This window comes from Hymenobacter sp. M1-2, from assembly GCF_057808495.1.
Genome location: NZ_JBTYZO010000012.1, coordinates 135495 through 151521 on the forward strand (window position 1 = coordinate 135495; position 16027 = coordinate 151521).

The following is a 16027-nucleotide window of genomic DNA, read 5'->3' on the forward strand; positions in this document are numbered from 1 at the left end:
AAGCAACCGGGCGGACGACCGGGTTTCCTCAGTTATTTACTTTCAGCAGCTCCACGTCGAAGATGAGCGCGCTGTCGGGGCCAATGTCGCGGCCGGCACCGCGCCGGCCATAGGCCAGGTCCGAGGGGATGTAGAGGCGCCATTTCGAGCCTTCGGGCATGAGTTGGAGAGCTTCTGTCCAGCCCGCAATAACTTGGTTGACGCCAAACGTAGCCGGCTGGCCGCGCTGGTACGAGCTGTCGAACACGTTGCCATTGATGAGCGTGCCGTGGTAGTGCGTGGTTACCTGCGAGGTAGGGCCGGGCTTGCGGCCTGAGCCTTCGGTCAGGACTTCGTACTGCAAGCCGCTGGGCAGCGTGGTTACGCCCGACTTGTTTTTGTTTTCGGCCAGAAATGCTTCGCCTTCTTGCTTGTTGTTGTTCATGGCATCGGAGTCTTGGGTTTCTTCTTCAGGGCCGCCCATTTGCTGCTGCAACAGGCTCATTACCTCATTTACTTGCGCCTGGCTCATGCGGCTGGGCTGGCCGGTCAGAAATTCTTTCATGCTGGCCGCCACGATATCGGTGTCAAGATCGAGGCCCTGCTGGGCGAAATTCTGGGCCAGGTCGCGGCCGATGATGTAGCTGACTTGTTCCTTGAGGCTACTCAGGTTCATAAATCACTGGTTTATGCTGCCGCCGGTGTACTTTGATGGTGGACGCCGCCCGGCCAGACAGCAAGTGGAAAGATGGGCCAGCCGCCCCGCCCGGGCTGCTGCTAGCGCGAAGTACCGAAAACCGCCGCGAATGGATGTAGTTTTTTTCTCGGCTCCGCGGTAACTAGCTGATTGCTAACCACGGTTTCTTCAACTGCCGGCAAACAAAACGGACTCCACTACCGAGCGGAGTCCGTTTAAAAGGGGAAGCGACCTAATAGGCTCTGCTGCTTAGCAGTAGTGCATTTCTTCCTCATCGCGGAGGTCAAAATACAGGTTTAGGTCCATCACTTGAGCGGCGAGGTAGCTCAGCGAGCCTAGGCCTCCAAGAACCAAAAGAGAAGAAACGGCGGCAGTGCGCTTTTTCATGTCGAAATATGTATGTGAATGCAAGTCAGTTTGTTGCCTGCAAAGATAATACGTAATGATTAGAGAAATGTTATGCAAGCATCATTTATTTATGAAGCAAAACCCCGTTTTCCTGAGCAGCTTGGCCGCAAAGGCTAAATTTATTTTCGCATCGAGCCAAGTAGTACAGACCCGAGAAGTTAAGCAGGCATGATGGTGTTGCGTAAGGCTGCCCAGGTCCAGAGGGCCGTGCCGGCTTCGAACAAGGCAAAAGGCACCATAATGGGCGCGGCCAGCTTTAGGAGCACGAACAGGCACAAGCCCCCGGCGAACACCAAACGCCCGGCCACGGAGGCGCGGAAAAAGGGCACCAACTGCTGGCGGGCCGCTACCATATAATAGCCCGCAGCGACGGTCGTAAACAGCCCTAGTACCTGAATCCAGATTTCTTGGGGCGCGGGCAAGCCTAGCAGCGGCAGCAGGCGGCCGGGCAGCAGCAAGAAGCCCAGACCCATGCCTAGCATGTAGAAGCTGTGCACTAGCACGGAAAGAGCGACGTTTCGCATAATGGCAACGCTTAGTGGGTACGTTCCGACATACTGCGCACCAAGGCCGTAACCATCTTGCGCGGCGTGAAGCGCACCGATTGAGCCATGAGCCAGTTCATGGTGCCGTGCACGGCTACGGTTTGTCCGCTCAGCAGGGCGCGGTAGCCATAAGCCGCTTTCAGCAGAAGTCGGCAGCTTTTTGCCTTTCACGAGCTTGGAGTCGTGGAGGGCGGCGGCATCCTGGAAGCCGGAGGCGGTAGGACCGGGGCAGAGGGCCGTAACCGTGACGCCAGTGCCTTGCAGCTCGTTGGCAATGGCTTCGGAAAAACTCAGCACGTAGGCTTTGGTGGCGTAATACACGGCCATGAGCGGACCGGGCTGGAAAGCGGCGGTGCTGGCGAGCTGCATAATTCGGCCCCGTCCGCGGCTTATCATGCCGGGCAGGAACAGCTTGGTGAGCTGCGTGAGGGCCCGGATGTTGAGGTCCAGCATCTGGTTTTCCTTGGTCCAGTCGGTTTCCGCGAAAAAGCCGAAGTTGCCGAAGCCGGCATTATTGACCAGGAAATCCACTTCCAAGCCGCGGGCCTGCACTTGCTCGAACAGCTGTTGAGCGGCTTCGGGGCGGCTGAGGTCCAGGGCTACTACCACGGCTTCGGCGCCCTGCTGCGCCAATTCGTGTTGGAGCTGCAGGAGGGCTTTTTCGCTGCGGGCAACCAGGACCACGCGGTGTTTGTCGCGGGCAAAAAGGCGCGCGAGTTCCAGGCCGATGCCGCTACTGGCACCGGTAATGAGGGCGGTTTGCATAAAAAACCAGAAGAAGAGGTTGGAAAAAGCCCCGCCGGGGCAGCCTGGGTTACTTTAGGCCGTTGAGCAGCAGAGTGAGGGTGAACGTCATTTTTTCCCGCACCGGCCCCGAGTAATCGACCTCGAAGGCGAAGGCGGTGCGAGCTTGCTGCACGGCTTCGTGCTTGACGGCATCAGCTACCGTGAGTAGCGCGTCGGCGGTGCGGGGCGCGTCGAGAGGAGCAAACTCATCGGCTTGCTGACCTTCCTGGAGCAACTGACCCAGAAAAGCCAATTCCCGGGCGCGTACCGACTGGTATACATCATCAAACATCGGTTCTAAGCGGTGTAGGTTTTCGATGGTAAGCTGGTGTAGGTTGAGCACCTGATGGTAATAGCCGAGGCGGCCGCCAAGGTAGTCCAGGATTTTGCGCGCGGCGCCGGGTAGCGGCGCCACTTGCGCCTGAAGGTCGGTGAGGTAGCGCTCCGCTTCGCGCAGTACTACCTGAATGAAAAGGTCTTCCTTGTTTTTGTAGTAGTAGTAGAGCGACGCTTTGTTGAGTCGGGCCGCATCGCCGATGTCTTGGAGCGTGGTCTTCTCGTAGCCAAAGCGGCTGAAACACTGGCCAGCTGCTTGCAGGATGTGCTCCCGCTTGTCGTCTCGTTTTGCTGCCATGATGAGGCAAAGGTAGGGGTAAAATTTATTTTTCAAACGAATTGACAAATTGTTTGAAAATGATGGAGCTTTGCGGCGACTTACGGCTTGAACTCACCGAAGAATCCGCTTGGAGCAACAAGCTACCACCTCATCACCATGAAACGTTTTTTACCCCGCTTTTTCTTGGTCCTAGCCCTGCTACTCGTTGTAGGCGCCATTTTTCTGTACCAGCGGTACGGCGGCGTGCGGCCCTACGTCGGGCCCGCATCAACCACCCCGATACTGCCGAAGGCGGCGTTAGAGTCGTTTTATGAGAGCCAAGAACCCATCGGCAACGTGGCCGCTACGCCCGACTCGGCCAGTGGCCCGCAACGAGTATTCTTCACCATTCACCCTGAAAGCCGCCCCGAAACCAACAAGCTGCTCGAAATCCGGGCGGGGGTGGCGGTGCCGTATCCCGACGCGGCCAGCCAAAGCATGCTCCGCACCCCGTTGGGCGTATTTGTGGATCGGCAGCAGCGACTCTGGGTAATCGACCACGGCAACCATGCGCTGCAAGGAGCGCGGCTGCTGGCCTTCGACCTGCGCACCAACCGCTTGGTGCACGAGTATGAGTTTCCGGTGGAAGTGGCGGAGCGAGGCTCGTTTTTCAATGACCTGACCGTGACGCCTGACGGGTGCTACGTGCTGGTGGCCGACGTGAGCTTCTTCGGCAAAAAGCCTTCGTTGGTGGTATACGACGTGGCCCGGCGCCGCTCCCGCAGTCTGCTCGACGGCCACCTGTCGGTGAAAAATCAGGGTTTCGTGCCCGTGACGCCCGCCAAGAAGATGCGCTTTTTTGGGGGCTTGGTCGACCTCATGCCGGGCATTGATGGGCTGGACGTGGACCCTACGGGGCGCTACGTGTACTATGCCGCCATGAGCCATGGCCAGCTTTACCGCGTACCGGTACAAGCCTGCGTAGACACTACGTTGTCGGCGGCGCAGGTGGCCGCGCAGGTACAGGAGGCGTCGCGTAAGCCGCTCAGTGACGGTATTCGGGTGGATGCGCAACAGAACGTGTACATCACCGACGTGGAGCACCAAGGTATTGCGGTGGTGACGCCCAGCGGGCAGCTGCGCACCTTACTTCAGGACGCGCGTATCCGGTGGGCCGATGGGTTGAGCTTTGGCGGAGACGGGTACTGCTACCTCGCCGACAGCGACATCCCGGACCAGATGCTTCAGTCCAAGACGCATATGGCGGAGCACAAGCCCTACTACATCTTCCGTTTCCGGCCGCAGCCGGCGTATTAAGAGCGGGAGATGAGACAGTAGGACATAAGAAGCGAGACAGACGTATTCTACCCCAGCCGGAAGCCACCCTGGCTGGGGTAGGGATAACCTAGTTATTTCTTCAGCACTAGTTCGGCCTTCTTGATTTGCAGCGTGGGGTTGTTGCCGGCTATCAGGCGGGCTTTGAAGGTGTATGCGGCGTTGGCGGGAATCACCACCTCCTTATTCTTGCCCGAGAAGCGCCAGTTGACTTTGCTATTGAGGGAGGTTTTGACTTCGCCGACGCTGATGTTCTTGTCGGTGGGGTCTATTTCGAGTTGCTCGAAGGGAGCACCGTCTTTCAGCACCACCATCTGAAACCAGACCGGTGCGTCGCCGTCGTAGGCCATGTCCATCTCCGACCACACGGCAATTTTATCATCCTTCTTCAGGTTGAGCGTGGCCTCCTTCATCACCTCCTGCTCCGCGGTGCTGACGGTGTTGATGGGGAGGCGGGCTACTTCTTTCCCAAATAGGCTGTCGCAGGCCCCAAGCGGAGCGAGCAGTAGCAGGGCCCAGAACGTGTTCTTTAGGCCTAGTAGTGGTAGGTTTTGCTTCATGGATTTCATACGATTATGGTTGAGGTAGCAAGCTTACGGTTTTTTCGAGAGAAATAATCTAACTATATATAAAATAAAGCTATTTGTTAGCTGCTGACAGCTAACTGATTTTCGGTAAGGACCATAATAGAATAACCCCCGAGGGTTTTGGTGCAGAACTTTGGACTGAGGCGGAATAGCGCGCGGCGGGCCGCATCGATGACGTGCTCTTTACGCGTTTTTTGCTTGTATACTGGCTCCGTGTACAGCGTGTCGAGGATGCGGAAGCCGGAGTCGGCGAGCACGCTCAGAATGAAGTCCTCGGTGAAATTATGAATGTGGCCTACGCGAGCCTTGGATTCCAGCAGCATTTGTTCGCGCAGTAAGGACCACACACTCATGTCGAGCGGAATGTGGAAGATGGTGTAGCGAGCTTTCGTGACGATGCCGCGCAGAAATTCGAAGTAGTTGTCGAGGTGCTCGATGACGTCGATGACTAGTAGCAGGTCGTAGACTTGGGTTTCGGTGGGGCTGGTGAGGTCTTTGTAGGCAAACTGAATTTGTGAGGTCTGTTTGCGGCTAGCAATAGCAAGAGCGTCCTGGGAAATATCGTAGCCAAAAAAGCGCGTAGCTGGCGGCAACTGACGGGCTAGCTGCACTAGAATTTCGCCGCTGCCGCAGCCTACCTCGCACACGGTCTGGAAATCGGAGGTGAAAGGATAGCGGCGCAGGAGTTTTAGGATCCGCTCAGTTTTAAACGGGGCATCCTCTTCATGCCAGGTGGGGTTGTTGGCGAGGTAGGTGGCGTCGTTGTAAATGTCTTTCATGCCGGGCAGTTGAGAAAGGCAAAGAACGGTGAAGCGCCGCACAATTCTGTTGGTGGTTTGAGAAGCAGGCCCGCATCGGGTAGTCCTACACAGGGGCCGTGGTACAGAGTTTGTGCATCAAGTATTTATCCCCAATTCTTATTCCTCCTCAGCATGATGAAGTCACTGCTCCTCGTCGTTTTGCTCACGGGTGCTGCCCTCCAGGGGCAGGCTCAGCAGCTGCCCACCGCCTCTGCCGGTAGCGTACGTACTGAGGAATACTGCCAACTCAAAGTCACTAAGCATAAGTCTAATGGAAAAGTGGTGATAGCAATAGACTACGGCCAGCAGCAGAAGTCATTCTCCAAGACTGTCCTTCGAGATGAGGTAGGCGAGCCAGTGGAGTTCAATTCGGTCATTGATGCCTTGAATTGGCTTAATACTCAAGGGTGGGAATTCGTGACGACCTACGTGCTGGTTGACAACGACGACAGTACTTCGCACTACGTAATGCGGCGCCGGATTACTTCTTGAAGAAGCATGAGGGGAGCGACTTTGCTGGCTCGATGCTACTAATCAAATGACTAATCAGCCTAGCGGGAAAGTTCTTCCAGCTCTTTTTTCTCGCGCGGGGTTAGGCTATCTAGGCCTTTGCGGTTGATTTTATCCAGCAGCTCATCTAGGTCGGCTTCCTGCTGCTTTTTAAGGGCTAGGTGTCGGTCTTCTAGGGTTTGATACGTAGGGGCGGCTGAAAAGAGATTACCGAGCACCAAGGCTTCGGGCTTCTTGAGCAGCAGGTAAATAAAACCTAAGGCAGGCAGTAGGATGGCCGCAATGGCGAGATAGTTCGTAGTGAGAAGCTCCGGCCGCATGACGACTACCACGCCTAGACCCACCAAACCGCCGCCCAGGTGGGCATCGTGCCCGATATTGTCGCGGCGGGCGCTGATGCCGTAGGCGGAGAGCAACACATAGAGCAGCCCGTACAGCCAGCCGGCCATAGAATACGGAATGCCAATCATGCCCACGCGCATATCGGGGTACAAAGCAATGGCCGCAAAAACGAGGCCGCTGATGGCCCCCGACGCGCCCACGGCCGAATACCTGGAGTCGTTGCGGTGCAGGAAGAGGGAGAACAAGTTGCCGCCGAGCAAGCTGGCGAAATACAGAAGCAGGAAGTTGCGGATGCCTATTGTTTCTTCGATGCTGCCGCTGAAACAGTAGAACGTGATTACGTTGAACAGCAGGTGCACCCAGCCGGTGTGCAGAAAACCAGAAGTGAGCAGCCGGTAGTATTGCTTGCCGTAGCGAATATCCTCGACCCGAAACAAATGCCGCTCGAAGTAGGCCGAGTCTTTAAACCCTTGGTAGGAAACGAGAAACGTAACCGCCAGAATAGCGAGGCCAATAATGCCTAAATCATCCATTGAATGCAAAAAAGTAAAGCGTAAGTATTAAGCGGAAAGCGGGGGGTGTGATGGAAATAACAGATTGCGGAGCGCCGAAGCGGATTACCTAGGAAAGGTAAAGCAAGTCTGGTTATTTTCAATATATAGAAAGAAACTAGAGCTTTAGCTGTGCCCAGCTTCCCAGGTCTGCAACTATGCGCAAACTCAAAAATCGTTTGAGAACGACTATTATATACAAGGCGGCGCGGTGAGCTACAGTCTTGAAGCAGAGGCTATTTTCGTTTGTATTTGATGAGCTAGACTAGGCCGCATGGAGCGTCACGGAAAAGCTGTAGTTCAGTGCGGATAAATAAGAGCTGCATCGCGCAGAAAAAAGAGCACACCCAATATGTAAGCAGTTGAGCCCTAGCGGGGCGGCATATCGGTAACAAGAATAACTAAGACCCTATTGCAAGCCCCATCGGGGCGACAATCGGCCAGGCATGTGTCGCCCCGATGGGGCTTAATAATTTTATCAGCAATGATTTTACCGATATGTCGCCTCGCTAGAGGTCGACTGCTTACACCGAAATGGAGATATTAGATATCCAGGACGATGAAAAGGAGGCTTAGGATAAACCCGCTTATGGTAGCAATTCCTGAAAATACGATAGCCAGGATAAGCAGTACGCCTTGACCTCCCGTGCGGGGCATAATAACCAGACGATCCTTGGGTCTGAATTTGTTGGCTTCGAGATTATATATTTCCAGCTCGGTGGTAGTGGCAGTGCTAAATTCCGCAACGGTAATTGTTCGTTCTCCTGCTAGGTTGGTCCTTTTGTTATAACCTAGTGGGGAGAATAAGCTCTGGGTAGCAATAGCTCTTTGCGTGTGCTTTTCCACTACCTTGAAGCGCCCATCGGTTGGTGGGAACCCCGCGAACTGCTTGCGTTTGACGGCAATTTCATAGTCGCCGGGCTTGCTCAGGCTCACCACGAAGGACTCCTGGGTGGCGTCTACCTCAACTTGGTTGTTGCTGTACAGGGCAATTAGTTTCCCAATGCTTTTAATTAAGCAAAAGAGCCCGACAAGAAAGAGCAGCGGAAAGGCAATTTTGTACAGCATAGTTTTCTGGTCTTCCGACTGAAAAATTCTAGAAGTGCATTACCTCGTGAAGCTAGGCGGAAATATGTGAGGCTGTTATGCGTGAGTTATTTTGTTCTCGAGGTAATTACGCGCAATAACTAAAAACTCCTCTTTGGTTAAATACCTGTTGAAAAAATCTTCCAGATTTCCTTCCACGGATATCTCCTGGAAATACACTTCGTGGTCGGTGCCGTAGACGGTGGGATTTTGTTGTTCTTTATCGGATAGACACACGAAATAGTGGTCGGGGAAGCCGTAGGAGGAGCAAATGCAGATAAATTCCAGGGTGTCGTAGGGGATGGTTTGCTTGATTTCTTCTGGCGTGACTAGGCCGTCTAATTCGCCGTAGTCCGGGGTGTTTTCAGTTAAGGGAGTGAATAAAAAACTTCGGTAGAAATCCTGGCCGTAGGCTAGCTCATGGTCGGAGAAGAAGTGGTTTGTGAGCTCACTATAGAAAGCCTCTTTGTTGCTGGCGTATTCGGCGCTGTGTTGCTGGTAGAACTCGTCGAGGCCGTAGGAGGCTTCCTGGTAGGTCTTGGGGTAGAGCGGGTGCGGGAAAACAATGGCTTGCAGATCTTCTTGCAGCGAGGTGCCTTTCACCGCCTCAACACTCCCGCCTAGGCGTTTGATCTGCTCCAAAATGACTGCATTCATAATTGCTATTCGTTTGCTGATGACGCGGCAAAGCTAGCAGTTGAGGCGCCACGCGTCGGGCATTCTGTCTCGCCGGAGTTACTAGCAAGCCCCGTTAGGCTACTTCACTTCTTCCACTTCCACGCGGCGGTTGCGGGCATCGGGGGAGGGGTGGAGGGGGCGGGAGTCGCCGTAGCCGATGGTGCTGATGCGCGCGGCTTCGATGCCGGCTTTCACTAAGTAGGCCTTCGCGGCTTCGGCCCGCTGCTCGGATAGGGTTTGGTTTTTTTGAGGTTCGCCAATTCGGTCGGTGTGGCCGGCTACGCGGATTTTCAGCGTGGAGCGAGTCTTGAGCTCGGTGGCTAGCTGGTCGAGGGCGGGCAGGCCTTCGGGCAGCAGCTCGGGCGTGCCGAGGCGGAACAAGACCGTGGGTAGCACCACCGGAGTGGCCGTTACGAGGGGAGCGGGGGCGGGGCGCGCGGTGTCCGCAGCGGCGGGAGCAGGAGCAGCCTGGGCTGGTTTGGGCGCGGCGCCGGCGCCCGTCACCTGAATGGTGATGGGCACTACCGGGCTTTGGCGGGTAGGGTAGTAGCTCTGGGTGAGGTAGAAAGTGGTGGTTTTGGCGAGCTTGGTGCGGTAGGTATTGCCAGTGGCTACGGGCTGCTTCAGCTCCGCATCGGCAAACCAGAGCACGTTGCGGCCCGAAACGCGCAGCGTGCTTTCCGCGTTGGCCCGCACCTTGGCGGCCGATTTCAGCTTGACGCGGTAGAGCGTAAACGTGCCGATGCTACAGTCGCCGTCGGGGCGGTAGGTGGCGCGGCCGGTCAGCTTTTCCAGTTTGGGGTCGTAGGTGAACGTGATGGAGCCTTCGCACCAGTAGGAGAGGGGCGTGCGGCCGGTTTCGTTGAGTTTGCGCACGTGGTCGAGACGCGCGCCGTCGGCCGTCCGTTCGCCTTGCATCTGGAACGTGGCCGAAACGTGGGGTTGCCCGCCTAGCTCCTGGTAGAGCACGCCAAACACATTGGTTCCTTTGCTCTTCTGTAAACGGAGCACCGCCGGCCACACGGCATCCGGCTCGTTGGTGTCACTCTCCACGCCTTGCCAAACACCCGATAGGGATTGTTGGGCCTGCACGGGGCCGGCTGCTAGCAATAGGCCCACCAGACTGTACCAAAAGCTGCGGCTCAGGTAGCGTAGGTGGAAACGGGTGTGGTTGAATAGTATGCTCATAAAGTAAGGCGATGGGGCGGTAGCTACTCCCGATACGCTATGGCGTTTGGGTTCGGGCGAATATCGGGCGCTTTGCGGTTTTGGCGCAAGAGCGCCGAACCTGCTTGTGCGGGCTCGGTGCTCTTATGCAGCATGGAAGGGAAAGTCGGCGAGACCTTGATGCCTACGTTACGTTATAGGCCAAAGAGGCTCAGATAAGCCAAGCTTACTCCTTGTAGTACTCTTTGACGCTGTACTTCTTGCTACTAGTAACCCAGCTGCCGTTCACCTTTTTGCGGGTCTTCACTAGTACGTGCTCGTCGTTGCCGGTGGCGTCTTCTTCCACAATCAGCATGGCTACCAGGCCCTGGCCGGGCAGTACGGCGTATTCGGTGGTTTGGTGCCAGCAGCAGCCACTTTTCTCGAAGGTGATGAGCCGCTGCCGCTTCTTATCAACCTGAAACATGCCGAGATTTTTGCTGGCCAGCGTTGTGAGCTCCCGGCTGCGAACGAAACGGCCGGAGCGGCTGAGGCACACGTACACGTCGTAGGAGGGGCCGTCGTAGCTGCTGTTGTTGCCGTTGCGGATGGCCAGGTCTTCGGTGCCGTCGAAGTTGAAGTCGGCGAAGATGAGGGGACTTTGCTCGTTGTAGAGTTGCACCACGTTTACGGTGGGCTGGCTCTTTTGGTCCAGGAAGAACGTCAGGTTCTCGGATGTAAAGGTTTGGGCTACGCGCTTGGTTTGCTTGTCGATGAGTTGAATGGTACCGCGGCCCTGGCACCGGTCAGCTTCACAACCGGCTACGGTGATGGTGGCCGAGTAGCGGGCCGAGCCATTGGGGACGGAAAACTTGCGTTGGCCGGCGCAAAGCGTAGCGCAGCACAACAAGGACAGCAGCAGGAGTAGACAACGCATGCGGCTAAGATAGAATCAGCGCCGCAGGTTTGGATGTGAAACCCATTTCCTGGCCCCTATTCGCGGTCCGACCCTACTATTCCCAATTGGCTATCACAGCTACGAACCGAGTAAGCGGCGGTGGTAGTTGATCTGGCCCAGGTGATAGGCAAGGTGAGTGGCCAGATGAACCAGCAAATACTCCGTGGACGTTTTGTGGTCGAAAACCAGCACGGGGTACTCCTGGGCCAGCACCTCCGGCCGCACGCGGCCCAGTGCCTCATCCACGATAGTGGTGGTTTCCGCAAGCTTATCCAGCAGCTCGCGGCGCGGAACATCTTTCAAAGAAAATTCCAGTTCCCGGTGCCAGGTGTAAACCAGGCCACCGAGCTCCACTCCAATATAGGTGTTGAGATTACCGACGAGATGCAAACACAGATTGCCGGCTGAACTGGCAATGCCTGGCGCAACCTGCCAGATTCGCTGCTCGTGCTGGTAGAGCGTGAGTTCCTGCTGTAACCGGTTCAGGTCGCGCCGGAAGAGTGAGCGTAGCGTGTCGGTCAGCATAAGGTGCACATGATGTTCGCCGGGCAAAGGTGAGCCGGTTATCCCGAATATGGCATTCCATTCTCGAAGGCTCGCCGCACTCTGGCGGATTTCCCCGGGCTGAAGCCCGGGGCTACGTAGCGGAAAGATAAGAGCGACTAGGCTTTGGTTTAAGAACCTCGCTGGGCGTCCGCAGGAGTTTCGCTCGTCAGTGGGGGACGGGCTTGCCGCCGGAAGTACGCGTAGAACGGGAGGCCAGTCAGAATCAGGGCCAAGCCCAGCAGGGACTGGGTGGGTTGGGTAAACAAGGTGTGGCCGGTGAAGGTGAGGGCGAACAGAATGACCAGAATCTGCACGTAGGGGTAGCCCGGTACCAGGCCGGGGATGCGGCCCTGGCGCTTCATTTTCAGGACTGCCACGGCCAGCAAGCCATAGAATAGGAAGGTGGCGAAGATGACCAGATCGGTGAGGCGCTCGAAGGTACCGGAAACGATGAGCAGGCTGCTCCAGGCCAGGGTGTAGAGCAGGGCGCGGTGGGGCGTGCGGTAGCGGGGATGCACCGCCGCGGCCGACGGTAAGAAAAATCCTTCCTGGGCCATGCGGAAATGCACGCGGGTGTGCGAGAGCAGCACCGAGTTCAGCGTGCCGAATACGCTCAGCAGAATCAGCACCGTGACGCCCGTTTTGCCCCACTTGCCCAGCAAGGCTTCGGCCACCACCGCCGCCCCGATTTCGTTGGGCCCCACGGCCGCCAGCTGGGCCAGGGGCAAGGTGCGCAGGTAAACGTAGTTGACCAGCACGTACAGCACAATGGCCACGGACACGCCCCCGACGATGGCCCGGGGCACGTTGCGCCGCGGATTCTTGATTTCGCCCGTCACGAAGGAAAGGTCCACCCAGCCGTCGTAGGCCCAGAACACGCTGAGCAGGGCACCGAAAAAGGCACTGGCCAGGGATACGTTCGGGGCGGGAGCAACTGCCGCCGTTTGGCTTCCTGAGCTTGGGGAAGCCAGCAGTACGCCCGCGAGAATGAGCAGGAGAATGCCTCCGATTTTGGCCGCCGTAAAGACGTTGCTAAGGCGGCCGCTGCCGCTCACGCCGCGGTAGTTTACGGCGGTGAGGGCGGCCGCGGTGCCGATGGCCAGGAGCTTGATGCCGGAGTCGGCGAAGGGGTAAATGAGCCCGCCAATGGAGAGGTGGCCCAGGTGCTGGGCGGGGTTGGGCAGCGGCAGCAGGGCGTTGACGGACTGGGCAAAAATGAAGGCTAGCGCGGCCACCGAAGCGGAGCCGATGATGGCAAAATCCGTCCACCCGAACAGGAAGGAGGCGAAATTGCCAAACGAGAGGCGCAGGTACTCGTAGACGCCGCCGGACTCTTCGGTGAGGGACGCCATGCCGGCCAAGTTCAGAGCGCCGCAGATGGTAACCAGGCCGGCCACCACCCAGGCGGCCAGAATCCATTCCGCGCTCAAGCCACTTTGCGCCAGGGGCACAATCTTTTTGAAAACGCCGGACCCAATCACGATGCCCGCCACCAGCAAGGTCCCACTGACGACGCCAAAAGCCCGAATCAGGGTTGCGGGAGCCGCGGCCGGGGGCTTTTGAGGAACGTTCATGCTCCAAGGTAACCGGTTTTGCCACCAAGCTGCGCGGGGCCGGCTTGCCGCTGGCACGGCACAGAAGGCGTGGTGCCTACTTGCGGTAAGCAGGTAGTGGGTTTGCTCGCCGCTTGCGCTGCCCAAACCAAGCAAGGAGCCGACGGTGCTACCCTGGGTTCGGCAGCAGCCTCCTTCACGGCTACGACGCCGGGCCGGATGAAGCGTTGGGTGCGCGGGTAGCGCAACGTCTGCCCACGAGAGACTTCGGCCCCGGGCTTGATGCGCCACATGCTTCGGCAGGACCAGCTGGTTGCTGACTGCCCGTACCTGCTAGTGGGGCACAGCGGCTAACGGGCGAATAGGCCGCAGCTTGAGGTTGAGGCAAGGTGTTGCGCTTCAGCCAAGGGGTGTTTCGCCTCGGTCGAATGGTGTTTTCAATTGCTCGAATCGTGTTTCGCCTCGGTCAAGGGGTGTTTTCAATCAGCCGAATGGTGTTTTCAATCAGCCGAATGGTGTTTCGCATTGGTCAAGGGGTGTTTTCGATTAGTCGAATGGTGTTTTGCGATAGTCAAGGGGTGTTTTCGATTCGTCGAGGGGTGTTTTGTCTGGGTCGAAGGGTGTTTTCGATTGGTCAAGGGGTGTTTTCGGCGGGGATATAAGAATATAACGATGGGTTGCTATTGTTGCGCTTGGCCGTTACTTTGGCGGCGGTGGGCAAGGGCTTACCACGCCGGGCGGAGCGGTTTCGCCGTGTATACAATAACAGTATGGATCAGTTCAAGGAAGACCAATTAACGATGTGCGGGCAGGTAGTGGACTATCTACGAGAACACGCCGACGAGGTAGCGGTGAGTGAGGTGGCCGCCGAGCAGGCGACGGAGGTAGCCGACTTCTACGCGCTGGTGCAGGGGGCGCGGGGCGGCACGGCCAAGCGCACCAAGAAGCTGACGAAAGAGGCCAAAAAAGTCAAAAACACGCTGCTGGAGCTGCTGCCGGCGCTGCTCGGGCCGCTGAGCCGCATTGCCACCCGCTTGCAGGACAACGACCTGCTGGCCTCGGTTACGCTCACGAGCAAGCAGCTGCGCAAGCTTCGGCCGCTGGGGTTTGTGGGCGTGGTGGAGTCGGTATTGGGCAGCGCTGCCCGCCCCGCGGTGGTGCCGAAGCTGGCCCGGCAGGGCCTCACGGCCGCGGCCTTGCAGCCCCTGCGCGACGCGCTGGCCGCCTACAAAGCCGCCCAACCGGCCACGCGTAAAACCATCAACGAGCGGGTGCTGGCCGGCGACGCCCTGGAAGATCTGGTGGACGAGCTGATGGAGGAAGTACGCCAGCTCGACTCCGACATGAAAGCCTTCAAGCTGCTCAACCGCTCAATCTTCGACGGCTACGAGCAGGCCCGCCAGCTAATCACGACCGGCGGCAAAGGCAACGGCGGCGACGAGGAGCCCCCGCAGCAATAGCTGCCCTAAGGTGCTCATGAACCGGCCCGCTCCTGACGTTCAGGGGCGGGCCGGTTTTTAGGGGTTGGAGGGGATGATGTTATGGAGACGACAGCGCAGTACTAGTTTACTATAATAGTAGGGCGTAAGTTATTATGTTGTGCCACTCTAAGTAACTAATTGTATTTGAATGATTTAAAAAATCTCATAAATTTAGCATTCATCATTTCTATATCTTCTATGGAACAGCTAGCGTGAAGTAGGTATAAATTTCCATGATTTATAAAAATATACATGATGTGATATAAATTAAATTTATTCGTGAAGCTAGTGCTAGTATAATGAATATAATAGGGGCTTTTAGGAATATTTAGGCTTACTCCTCTCTTGATAAGAGCGCCGTTGCCTGATGATTCTGTGAAGGCTGACAGTATAGTTGCATCCGAGATTTTACTCATTTCATCAGCTAAAGTACTGGGCGTTGCGCTGAGAGATACAGGCTTCACATTAACTAAAATGGAGTTTCCAAATTCATCTATGGCCTTTATATCAACTGTTTTGAACGTAGCACTTGTTTTTGAGAAGCCGGATGGTATTTCTATTGAATATTTATGTCTGGAACTACTGTATAAAGTTTGCGATTTGGCTGAATATGATACTAGTACTATGAACAGAAGAGAGACTATCTTATGCATGTTTATTGTTTTTATTTCGGTTTAGTCTTGGTTCTTAATATAAAACTTATAGGCAATCGAATAAAGATAAATTTATTACTGTTTCCGAATTCTACATGAAATTGTTTCATTATTTTTCGTCTATATTCAATCTGAATACAAAGGATTTTATTATTATATGTTTTGTCGATAAGCTAAATGTTTTAAAAATAAATTGTGATCAAAAATTTGCTAGGACTTTGTTTTAACCATATTATATAAATAATATATAATTCCACATGGTATTATAATATACACTATCAATCTGATTGCTATTTGATAAACTGTTTGTTGAATAATTCCTATTGCGCATATAGCTAAGCATGTAAATGTCATCATGGCAATTACTGTAATAAAGTCTTTCATTTTCTGACAGTATTAAAATTATCTAAAATAGAGAGGACGCGAGTACCCTAAGTGATCCGGTAAAAGGGTAAAAAATTAGCAAGATTGCTCGTTTACCCCAGTTAGAGCATTTGTGATCTACCCAAGTGAGCAGAGTCTACCATCTCCACTAACTTCTTGGAGAGGATGCTGTTTGGATAGCTACTTGTTGCCGCTTCAAGTCTTGCTCGACGGTATCAGCGTTGCTGAAGTCTAATTCAGTTTATTCGCCTTCATCCGATTTCAGGGGCAAGTTACTTACCTGATGGACCAAGTATAGCTTGCTGCACGCCTAGTAATATATTCTCTTCGGTGAGCAAGTAACATTTCTCGCCCAATATCATCTTTTCGTCTTCCAACTTTTAGTAGCGTCATTCATCTCACCAGCC

18 protein-coding genes are annotated in these 16027 nt (G+C 55.4%); 4 read left to right on the plus strand and 14 right to left on the minus strand.

Annotated elements, in window-relative coordinates:
* Nucleotides 1–28 precede the first annotated feature (28 nt).
* The 4 genes from bamJ to ACYSMN_RS13280 form a co-directional block, all read right to left on the minus strand.
* The gene (bamJ, locus tag ACYSMN_RS13265) at nucleotides 29–655 is read right to left on the minus strand and encodes a BamJ family beta-barrel-assembly machinery protein (protein WP_488924373.1); all 627 of its coding nucleotides are present in this window, start codon (nucleotides 653–655) and stop codon (nucleotides 29–31) included.
* A 270-nt stretch (nucleotides 656–925) separates the two neighbouring features.
* Nucleotides 926–1063 carry a hypothetical protein gene (locus ACYSMN_RS13270; RefSeq protein WP_488924374.1) on the minus strand — a complete coding sequence of 46 codons (138 nt, stop codon included), beginning with the start codon at nucleotides 1061–1063 and terminating at the stop codon, nucleotides 926–928.
* 179 nt (nucleotides 1064–1242) lie between these two features.
* Entirely contained in the window at nucleotides 1243–2394 is a 1152-nt protein-coding gene (locus ACYSMN_RS13275) for an SDR family NAD(P)-dependent oxidoreductase (protein ID WP_488924375.1), read from the minus strand.
* A 49-nt stretch (nucleotides 2395–2443) separates the two neighbouring features.
* Complete coding sequence (locus tag ACYSMN_RS13280; RefSeq protein WP_488924376.1) at nucleotides 2444–3049, minus strand: TetR/AcrR family transcriptional regulator; 606 nt, start codon at nucleotides 3047–3049, stop codon at nucleotides 2444–2446.
* A 138-nt stretch (nucleotides 3050–3187) separates the two neighbouring features.
* On the opposite strand from ACYSMN_RS13280, the gene ACYSMN_RS13285 reads away from it, so the two are divergent.
* Nucleotides 3188–4327, plus strand: coding sequence for an SMP-30/gluconolactonase/LRE family protein (locus ACYSMN_RS13285; protein ID WP_488924377.1), 1140 nt, complete (start codon nucleotides 3188–3190; stop codon nucleotides 4325–4327).
* Between the two features lie 92 nt (nucleotides 4328–4419).
* On the opposite strand, the gene ACYSMN_RS13290 is transcribed toward ACYSMN_RS13285, so the two are convergent.
* Both ACYSMN_RS13290 and ACYSMN_RS13295 read right to left on the minus strand, forming a co-directional pair.
* Nucleotides 4420–4914 (minus strand): hypothetical protein, encoded by a 495-nt coding sequence (locus ACYSMN_RS13290; protein ID WP_488924378.1) that lies wholly within the window; start codon nucleotides 4912–4914, stop codon nucleotides 4420–4422.
* Nucleotides 4915–4991: 77 nt separating this feature from the next.
* Nucleotides 4992–5711: a class I SAM-dependent methyltransferase gene (locus tag ACYSMN_RS13295; protein WP_488924379.1), complete on the minus strand. Its 720-nt coding sequence runs from the start codon at nucleotides 5709–5711 to the stop codon at nucleotides 4992–4994.
* 153 nt (nucleotides 5712–5864) lie between these two features.
* Between ACYSMN_RS13295 and ACYSMN_RS13300 the strand changes: the two genes are divergently transcribed.
* Entirely contained in the window at nucleotides 5865–6224 is a 360-nt protein-coding gene (locus ACYSMN_RS13300; protein ID WP_488924380.1) for a hypothetical protein, read from the plus strand.
* Between the two features lie 59 nt (nucleotides 6225–6283).
* Here ACYSMN_RS13300 and ACYSMN_RS13305 read toward each other — a convergent pair whose 3' ends face one another.
* From ACYSMN_RS13305 to ACYSMN_RS13335, 7 genes are all read right to left on the minus strand, one after another.
* Nucleotides 6284–7117: a rhomboid family intramembrane serine protease gene (locus tag ACYSMN_RS13305; RefSeq protein WP_488924381.1), complete on the minus strand. Its 834-nt coding sequence runs from the start codon at nucleotides 7115–7117 to the stop codon at nucleotides 6284–6286.
* A gap of 561 nt (nucleotides 7118–7678) precedes the next feature.
* Nucleotides 7679–8203 carry a hypothetical protein gene (locus ACYSMN_RS13310; RefSeq protein ID WP_488924382.1) on the minus strand — a complete coding sequence of 175 codons (525 nt, stop codon included), beginning with the start codon at nucleotides 8201–8203 and terminating at the stop codon, nucleotides 7679–7681.
* A 75-nt stretch (nucleotides 8204–8278) separates the two neighbouring features.
* Entirely contained in the window at nucleotides 8279–8878 is a 600-nt protein-coding gene (locus ACYSMN_RS13315) for a hypothetical protein (RefSeq protein WP_488924383.1), read from the minus strand.
* A 99-nt stretch (nucleotides 8879–8977) separates the two neighbouring features.
* On the minus strand, nucleotides 8978–10087 hold the full coding sequence (locus ACYSMN_RS13320) for an OmpA family protein (protein WP_488924384.1): 1110 nt from the start codon (nucleotides 10085–10087) through the stop codon (nucleotides 8978–8980).
* A gap of 205 nt (nucleotides 10088–10292) precedes the next feature.
* Complete coding sequence (locus ACYSMN_RS13325; RefSeq protein ID WP_488924385.1) at nucleotides 10293–10982, minus strand: XAC2610-related protein; 690 nt, start codon at nucleotides 10980–10982, stop codon at nucleotides 10293–10295.
* Nucleotides 10983–11081: 99 nt separating this feature from the next.
* A complete protein-coding gene (locus tag ACYSMN_RS13330; protein ID WP_488924386.1) occupies nucleotides 11082–11528 on the minus strand; it encodes a DinB superfamily protein in 447 nt (148 codons plus the stop codon).
* A gap of 149 nt (nucleotides 11529–11677) precedes the next feature.
* On the minus strand, nucleotides 11678–13123 hold the full coding sequence (locus ACYSMN_RS13335) for an APC family permease (RefSeq protein ID WP_488924387.1): 1446 nt from the start codon (nucleotides 13121–13123) through the stop codon (nucleotides 11678–11680).
* A gap of 18 nt (nucleotides 13124–13141) precedes the next feature.
* On the opposite strand from ACYSMN_RS13335, the gene ACYSMN_RS13340 reads away from it, so the two are divergent.
* Complete coding sequence (locus tag ACYSMN_RS13340) at nucleotides 13142–13345, plus strand: hypothetical protein (protein WP_488924388.1); 204 nt, start codon at nucleotides 13142–13144, stop codon at nucleotides 13343–13345.
* Between the two features lie 527 nt (nucleotides 13346–13872).
* Nucleotides 13873–14562 carry a hypothetical protein gene (locus ACYSMN_RS13345; protein ID WP_488924389.1) on the plus strand — a complete coding sequence of 230 codons (690 nt, stop codon included), beginning with the start codon at nucleotides 13873–13875 and terminating at the stop codon, nucleotides 14560–14562.
* 155 nt (nucleotides 14563–14717) lie between these two features.
* On the opposite strand, the gene ACYSMN_RS13350 is transcribed toward ACYSMN_RS13345, so the two are convergent.
* Nucleotides 14718–15236 carry a PsbP-related protein gene (locus ACYSMN_RS13350; protein ID WP_488924390.1) on the minus strand — a complete coding sequence of 173 codons (519 nt, stop codon included), beginning with the start codon at nucleotides 15234–15236 and terminating at the stop codon, nucleotides 14718–14720.
* Nucleotides 15237–16027 lie beyond the last annotated feature (791 nt).